The following is a 5,295-nucleotide window of genomic DNA, read 5'->3' as shown; positions in this document are numbered from 1 at the left end:
GGGTCACATCTTGATTAGTGATTAACACGACTTAATCACTAATCAAGATGTGACCCCTTCCTCGCCGTCCTCTCGAAAAATCTGCAGTTTACCTGTCAGCATTTTGTTGTTGGGATTATATATACTGTCCTCCGAATTCGAGTTTTAAGTAAGCTGTCCCCGGAATTCGTCCCCGGAATTCTCTGACTTTTAAAGCAAACTCGGCATCCAGTGTATAACCCTCCACATTGGGTCGCGGTATCGTTACCATTACACCGTTTGAAAATTTGTCTATAGGAATCTGTCTATCAGCCTCAGCTGTAGCACCGCTTGCCCACTTCACTCCACATGGAACTGTATTTAGCACTCCTCGTGCCTTTGTTTCCTTGTCCAATGTGTAATACAAAGTGACGGGGGTATAACCCTTCGCTACCCCACCACAGTAAAGTTGTGCTCCTGATGGATCAGAGGCATACCTGACAGAATATTTATTGCTTGCGCAACCAGATAAAAAAAACTACTACGGCCATTGCCATGTACAACTTGCTCATTTGGATCTCCTGAAACCTAACGCAATGCTCAGCAGCAGCGAGGGCCACCTCTGAATTTGTGAAATATGATTAACTTCGATCTACTTCGTCCTATCAAAAATGCCACGGCCCTGGCTGTCTGCTGAAGCTACATGTTCGGCTTTGCAGTTTGCTTCTATTTATTCCGGTGTATTTCATCATGACACACCGTGCATACGGTAATAAGGTTGGTTTCCGTGTTGTCACCACCCTTTGCATGATGTTTTTTGTGATGTAGCTCTAAATGTCGAGGATCTGATCTATTCCATTCGTCGTGCGACCATTTACAGACCGTGCATTTATAATCATCCCTCCGTAGAACCTCTCTTTTAACAGGGTCAGGAATGTGGCGGTCATGCTCCGGGCTTTGTCGATCCGCCTCCAGCAGGTAAACTCCCACTTCAAGATCGGGACGGCCGGTATTCTGAGTGACGACCGGCCAACCGTATTCCGTCCGTAATTCTCTTACTCGTCTGGCCCATTCCGATCTATCTTTTGCCAGATATTTCAATTCTTCCCCGGTGACTTTTTGACCGACGTTTATTCTTAAAAATTTTAATATCTTGTCGCGCACAGAAATATTTTCTCTTCTTATTTCGTTTGCCAAATGCCATCGATGCGCCGCATCTCTGTCCTGTACGATTGAAAGCAAAATATAATCTGAAGGCCCCATGGTTGTTACATCAATATTAGAAAGTGGAAATTCATTTTCTTCCGCCATTTGTTTGGCGGTCAAGCCGCTTACTATCGACCATCCGAACTGTACTTTCAGTTCTCGAACCCTTCGGGCATATTCCTGGATACCTGAAACAACAAGAAGTTCATCCCCGCTAATTATGAAAGCAGGATACTTTTTAAAATAATGAAGAATTCTATCTCGGGCGCTTCTTGCAATAGTGGCGGGGATTAGTGACTTTCCTAATTCTCGTAAATGCTGAAAACAAGGGACAAGTAAAAGGACTTTATTTCGTAAACTGTCGGATTTTAATTCCTGTTCAAAGTTGGTTAATAATGCGTGTAACTGTTTTCTGATTTCTTCAGAGTTCATATGAAATTTTCTCTATGTCCTTCTATAAACGAAAATAGTTTATTTCTTAATTTCTCAATGCTTTTTACTTCACAGGTCCAGACGGTTAAAACATCCCAACCTAAATGTTTAAGATTATTAAGGGTAACTTTATCTCTCTCGATATTCTTATTCAGCTTCTCGTTCCAAAATTTTTTGTTGGTTGTAGGGCGTTTAGCCCTTGGGCAATCAATATGTCCATGCCAAAAACAACCATGAACGAAAATGATCTTTTTATATTTGGGCAATATGATATCGGGTTTTCCAGGTAACTCATTTCTATGAAGCCTAAATCTATATCCCATATTATGAAGCAAAGAGCGTACAATTAATTCAGGTTTTGTATTTTTGCCGCTCACACGCGACATAATTTGGCTTCGTTTTTCTCGTGTGAAGACGTCCATTGTTCATATCTTTTATCAAGCAATAGCCGAACTACATCTGCAACCCTTGCGGCAAGAAGTGGGGGAACGGCATTACCTATTTGTTTTGCGATTTCAATTTTTGATCCTAAAAATTTGAAGCTGTCAGGAAAACTTTGAAACCGTGCGGCCTCCCTATGAGTTATCGGACGATGCTGATCAGGATGTAAATAGCGACCTTTTTCCGGTTTATAAAATTCAGTTCGTATTGTAACAGAAGGTCTGTCCCACCAGAGACGACCAAACAAATCAGTACCACCTGATTTCTTTCTAATCCAACATTTAGGTGTCAACTCCGGCGCAATCCTTTGCAAATCGAAACGATTCATTCCTTCTTTAGGGATTGCTCTATATCGTTTTCGACTTAGCTCTGTTGGATTCCTCCCAAAATGTAGATCTAATGGGGGCTGAATATTTCTAATTTCAGTTCCTTCGGGTTTTGGCAAATCGCCAATGGCGTCTCTCACGGTTTTCCAAGGCGCAGGTTTTGATAGGTAATCCTCTCGATTGAATGGTAGCATTAACTGTTTCCCGTTGCCGTTCGGATTGAAATGTGTTTTTCGAGGTGGAAACAAAATTGATGGGTCCGCGAACCTACATCCTATAATAAATGCACGAATACGAGTTTGCGGAACACCATAATCTGCTGCAATCAATTTATCCTGCCAAACCTTGAACCCTAGGGATTCGGCAGCTCCAACTATTTCTCCATGCTCGAAAGTGCCAAGCAGTTGAGGAACGTTTTCCATGACAAAAATTGAAGCGCCGGATTTCTCGACCACCTCTAAATATGGTCGCCACATCTCTTTACGTGGGTCATTTTCACGATTTTTGTTTAAGAGGCTAAAACCTTGACAAGGCGGCCCCCCTATAACAACATCGGCTTTTGGTATTTGTATTTTACCTTGTCCCAATATCTCAACAATGTCACCTGCAATACAATGTTTGGCAAAATTTTCGTTATATGTTTCGACACAATATTGGTTGAAGTCGTTTGCCCAAACCGACTGAAATGGTTGTCCAAAGGCTTCTGAGAACCCTAAAGACATGCCGCCAGCACCTGAAAACAAGTCTATGAGACGGTACCGACTTGGGCTCTTAATCAGCGCTCCCGAACAGCGAGAGTGATAAGTTGCTTCATCTTCTTTAACGATTAGCGATTTGTCAATATTCAATGTGGTTTCAGAATGATACATAGTTTGTGTGCCTTACCGATTAAATTTTCGAAATATTTTGTTATCATATAGCACTATTGGCGCGATTTTCATATCGGCAGATGCATTGGTGGCCGAACAAGTTGATCTGCGGTTTCTTTTTATCTTTCATTCTCAGTTATCTAACGGGATAACATTCAAAAAGTACGAATATCCAACCCGCTACAATTTTATAGAATATCAATGGAAGGACTTTTACCACTATTGGAGATGATTCGCAAAGATTTTCATTTAACGGTTTTCAATATAATCAAAATGTCGACCTGTGTAATGGCAATGGTCCCTGTCCACGACACCCCTTGTTGTTGATCCAAGGATTTGATATATCTTCTCCGGAGAATAACGATGGTGGAGATAAGATGAATTGACGGACAAAACTAAAGAACAACCCGTTGTTTCGGTCATGCCGGACCAGGCGTTGGTGCTTGAATGGGAAACGGTAACAGGCACACATCACCCGGAAGAGGTACAGCGCCTGAGTGAAATTGTCCAAGCTGCTGAAACCCGAAAAGACGACTGGCTGTACGAACTGGGCTTTAAGCAATTTCCTTTGGATTTTTCAGCCTCCCTGGACTATTTCCTGCGGTTTTCCCGCTGTTTTGTCCAAACGCTGTTAAAAACGGCCGAACTTGAAACCCTCAGGCACGACGCTGTCATCAGTGTACCGCCGGGGCTTGTCAGCGATTTTATTTCAGCCTGTCCCATGATGGCCGGGTCCGAATATGTAACGCCCGGCATGCTTGAGGGGCTGTGGCAGGGCTTTAATGAGGCGTTTTCCCGTGACATCAAGGCATTCAAGGGCCGTGTCAGCGACTATTTCCGGGAGAAAAACCCGGACCTTCACCCGGCGGGCCGGGTGTTTTTTCATCTGGTGGAGGCTAAAAATTCACACCTGCCCTTTGCCTTTATGGCCACCTATTCCGCAGGCATGGGGGCCAATGGAAAACCCAAACACCTGCCCCTGAAACATGCCATTGAAACCCATGACGATGATGCGCTTTTAACCCTTTTATCCACGGTGTACAAGGCGGCGGAAAAAAGCCGGATCGTGGCGGACCTCATTGACTCCGGTGAGCTGTTCCATCCCCTGGCCTGGGATGGGGATGAAGCCTTTGGCTTTCTAAAGGAGATCCCGGATTATGAGGCCTGTGGCGTACTCTGCCGGATCCCGGACTGGTGGAAACAAACCGCTTCCACGCCCCGGGTAACCATCTCCCTGGGGGACAAAAAACCGGCCCTGGCCGGGCTGGATGCGATACTTGATTTCAATGTCAGTGTGGGATTGGGCGATCTGGAATTGTCCAGGCAGGAGGTTGAAACCATCCTGGAGCAGACCCAGGGCCTGGCGTTTATCAAAAATAAATGGGTGGCCGTGGACCCGGAAAAGCTAAAACAAGCCCTGAAAGCCTTCGAGCGAATTGAGGACCTGGCTGCCTCGGGCATGACCCTGGGAACGGCCATGCGGGCCCGGCTGGCTCCGGAAAAAATACTTGGCCACGGCGATGACGGCCAGGTGGAGATCTGTGTCTCCAACGGCACATGGCTGACATCCGTACTGGAAAAGATGACCCACCCGGAACAGGTGGATCCGGTCGTGCCGGGCAAAGACTTCAAAGCGACATTGCGGCCCTACCAGTCAAAGGGTGTAGACTGGCTGAATTTTTTGGCGTCTTACGGATTCGGGGCCTGCCTGGCCGATGATATGGGGTTGGGAAAAACCGTCCAGATCCTGGCATGGCTGAGCACTTTTCCTTCAAACCCCAAACGCCCGGCAACGCTTCTGGTGGTCCCGGCCTCTTTGATTTCAAACTGGCAGTCGGAAATCAACCGGTTTCTGCCCGGTCTTCAAACCTGTGTGGCCCACCCCGGTTTTACATCATCAGATCCACAACCCGACAAAATTAAAACAAACAAGGAATTCAAGCTGACTAAAACCCAGCTGAACCGTCTGGACCTGGTCATCACCAGCTACACCCTGGTGAAAAAATACGCCTGGCTGGCCAAGTATTCCTGGCACTGTCTGATCCTGGACGAGGCCCAGGCCA

Annotated in this window: 4 protein-coding genes; 1 reads left to right on the top strand and 3 read right to left on the bottom strand. The window is 45.7% G+C overall.

Translation table 11 applies throughout. From position 1 onward, the window contains the following. Positions 1 to 684 precede the first annotated feature (684 nt). From B3D59_RS00185 to B3D59_RS00175, 3 genes are read right to left on the bottom strand one after another with little or no spacing between them, the layout of a single operon-like run. A complete protein-coding gene (locus B3D59_RS00185) occupies positions 685 to 1,596 on the bottom strand; it encodes an HNH endonuclease (protein WP_286817072.1) in 912 nt (303 codons plus the stop codon). Further along, the gene (locus B3D59_RS00180) at positions 1,593 to 1,982 is read right to left on the bottom strand and encodes a very short patch repair endonuclease (RefSeq protein WP_286817071.1); all 390 of its coding nucleotides are present in this window, start codon (positions 1,980 to 1,982) and stop codon (positions 1,593 to 1,595) included. The genes B3D59_RS00185 and B3D59_RS00180 overlap by 4 nt, the downstream gene beginning before the upstream one ends. Further along, positions 1,970 to 3,232, bottom strand: a complete 1,263-nt coding sequence (locus tag B3D59_RS00175; RefSeq protein ID WP_004071834.1) for a DNA cytosine methyltransferase — start codon at positions 3,230 to 3,232, stop codon at positions 1,970 to 1,972. The genes B3D59_RS00180 and B3D59_RS00175 overlap by 13 nt, the downstream gene beginning before the upstream one ends. A 382-nt stretch (positions 3,233 to 3,614) precedes the next feature. Between B3D59_RS00175 and B3D59_RS00170 the strand changes: the two genes are divergently transcribed. Further along, the coding region (locus B3D59_RS00170) for an SNF2 helicase-associated domain-containing protein (protein ID WP_286817070.1) at positions 3,615 to 5,295 on the top strand (1,681 nt) is incomplete at its 3' end.

Origin of the sequence: Desulfobacter sp. UBA2225 (genome assembly GCF_002348205.1) — a bacterium.
Lineage (GTDB): Bacteria > Desulfobacterota > Desulfobacteria > Desulfobacterales > Desulfobacteraceae > Desulfobacter > Desulfobacter postgatei.
Note: the sequence above shows the minus strand (reverse complement) of the source record. Positions and strands in the feature narration are given on the sequence as shown.